This is a genomic window from Novosphingobium sp. ZW T3_23 (genome assembly GCF_044987305.1).
Taxonomy (GTDB): Bacteria; Pseudomonadota; Alphaproteobacteria; order Sphingomonadales; family Sphingomonadaceae; genus Novosphingobium.
Window position 1 is genome coordinate 1 of record NZ_JBJDRF010000116.1, and the last position, 2,935, is coordinate 2,935.

The 2,935-nt window shown below is 53.2% G+C and carries 2 rRNA genes; both read left to right on the forward strand.

The features are described from left to right. A 23S ribosomal RNA gene (locus tag ACI3K3_RS25460) occupies nucleotides 1–2,629 on the forward strand; the annotation flags it as partial. Nucleotides 2,630–2,769: 140 nt separating this feature from the next. Continuing rightward, a 5S ribosomal RNA gene (rrf, locus tag ACI3K3_RS25465) occupies nucleotides 2,770–2,884 on the forward strand. The last annotated feature ends 51 nt before the right edge of the window (nucleotides 2,885–2,935 follow it).

Below are 2,935 nucleotides of genomic sequence, written 5' to 3' on the forward strand. Positions count from 1 at the left end.
TTATTGAGTGAGGTGGATAAGGTATCACCGAGTTGAATACATAGACTTGGTGAAGCGAACCCGGGGAACTGAAACATCTAAGTACCCGGAGGAAAAGACATCAACCGAGATTCCGTTAGTAGTGGCGAGCGAACGCGGACCAGGCCAGTGCCTCATCTTCAGTTAGCAGAACACTTTGGAAAGAGTGGCCATAGCGGGTGACAGCCCCGTATGCGAAAACGATGGATGAGGACTCGAGTAGGGCGGGACACGTGAAATCCTGTCTGAACATGGGGGGACCACCCTCCAAGCCTAAATACTCGTACATGACCGATAGCGAACACAGTACCGTGAGGGAAAGGTGAAAAGCACCCCGATGAGGGGAGTGAAACAGTACCTGAAACCGAATGCTTACAAGCAGTAGGAGCCTCTTTAGGGGGTGACTGCGTACCTCTTGCATAATGGGTCAGTGACTTAATGTACCATGCGAGCTTAAGCCGTTAGGTGTAGGCGCAGCGAAAGCGAGTCTGAATAGGGCGACAGAGTATGGTGTATTAGACCCGAAACCCGGCGATCTAGGCATGACCAGGTTGAAGGTGCGGTAACACGCACTGGAGGACCGAACCGTTGAATGTTGAAAAATTCTCGGATGAGTTGTGTTTAGGGGTGAAAGGCCAATCAAGCCGGGAAATAGCTGGTTCTCCGCGAAATCTATTGAGGTAGAGCGTCGGATGTATGCCGTTGGGGGTAGAGCACTGGATGGTTGCGGGGGTCGCGAGATCTACCAATACTAACCAAACTCCGAATACCAACGAGACTTATCCGGCAGACAGACGGCGGGTGCTAAGGTCCGTCGTCAAAAGGGAAACAGCCCTAACCTACAGCTAAGGTCCCCAAGTCATCACTAAGTGGGAAAGCATGTGGGAATCCCAAAACAACCAGGAGGTTGGCTTAGAAGCAGCCATCCTTTAAAGAAAGCGTAACAGCTCACTGGTCTAATCAAGGGTTCCTGCGGCGAAAATGTAACGGGGCTAAAGTGATGCACCGAAGCTTAGGGTTCAGATCTTTGATCTGAGCGGTAGCGGAGCGTTCCGTAAGCGAGTGAAGCGATCTGGTAATGGGTCGTGGACGTATCGGAAGTGCGAATGCTGACATGAGTAGCGATAAAGAGGGTGAGATGCCCTCTCGCCGAAAGACCAAGGGTTCCTGCTTAAAGCTAATCTGAGCAGGGTGAGCCGGCCCCTAAGACGAGCCCGAAGGGGGTAGTCGATGGGAACCACGTTAATATTCGTGGGCCTGGTGGTGTGTGACGGATCTCGTGTATTGTACAACCTTATCGGATTGGTTGTGCTTTGAAGAGGTTCCAGGAAATAGCCCCACCGTATAGACCGTACCCGAAACCGACACAGGTGGTCAGGTAGAGTATACCAAGGCGCTTGAGAGAAGTATCCTGAAGGAACTCGGCAAATTGCCTCCGTACCTTCGGAAGAAGGAGGCCCCATATATGCGCAAGCACTTGTGGGGGGCACAGGCCAGGGGGTAGCGACTGTTTAGCAAAAACACAGGACTCTGCTAAGTCGGCTTCAAGACGACGTATAGGGTCTGACGCCTGCCCGGTGCCGGAAGGTTAAGAGGAGGAGTGCAAGCTCCGAATTGAAGCCCCGGTAAACGGCGGCCGTAACTATAACGGTCCTAAGGTAGCGAAATTCCTTGTCGGGTAAGTTCCGACCTGCACGAATGGCGTAACGACTTCCCCACTGTCTCCAGGATATGCTCAGCGAAATTGAATTCTCCGTGAAGATGCGGAGTACCCGCGGTTAGACGGAAAGACCCCGTGCACCTTTACTGCAGCTTCAGAGTGGCATTGGAAAATTATTGTGTAGCATAGGTGGGAGGCTTTGAAGCGACGGCGCCAGCTGTCGTGGAGCCATAGGTGAAATACCACCCTGTGATTTTTTAATGTCTAACCTCGTACCGTTAGCCGGTACAGGGACCCTCTGTGGCGGGTAGTTTGACTGGGGCGGTCGCCTCCTAAAGAGTAACGGAGGCGCGCGATGGTAGGCTCAGGCCGGTTGGAAACCGGCTGCAAGAGTGCAATGGCATAAGCCTGCCTGACTGCGAGATTGACGAATCGAGCAGAGACGAAAGTCGGTCATAGTGATCCGGTGGTCCCTCGTGGAAGGGCCATCGCTCAACGGATAAAAGGTACGCCGGGGATAACAGGCTGATGATTCCCAAGAGCTCATATCGACGGAATCGTTTGGCACCTCGATGTCGGCTCATCACATCCTGGGGCTGGAGCAGGTCCCAAGGGTTTGGCTGTTCGCCAATTAAAGTGGTACGTGAGCTGGGTTCAGAACGTCGCGAGACAGTTTGGTCCCTATCTGCCGTGGGCGTCGATACTTGAGAGGAGTTGACCCTAGTACGAGAGGACCGGGTTGAACATGCCTCTGGTGTACCTGTCGTTCCGCCAGGAGCGCAGCAGGGTAGCTATGCATGGACGGGATAACCGCTGAAAGCATCTAAGCGGGAAGCCTCCCTCAAGATTAGGTATCTTCGAGTCGTGATAGACCATCACGTTGATAGGCCGGGTGTGGAAGTGGAGTAATCCATGGAGCTAACCGGTCCTAATAACTCTGTTCATGCTTGATGAATCCCACCATCAATGACAGCCCTGCTATCAAGCAGCGCTAGTCGTCGATGACGGACGATCATCCAGCCAGATATTCAGCTCCAACAGGAGCAGCACGGGAAACCATCGATTAAAAAATCAGCACGCCGTCTCCATTGCTTGGTGACCATAGCGTCAGTGACCCACCCGATCCCATCTCGAACTCGGCCGTGAAACCTGACAGCGCCAATGGTACTAACGCTCAAGCGTTGGAAGAGTAGGACGTCGCCAGGCATTGAAGCCGGCGTGCCGATAAAAACCCATCACAATGACAAAGGGCACAAC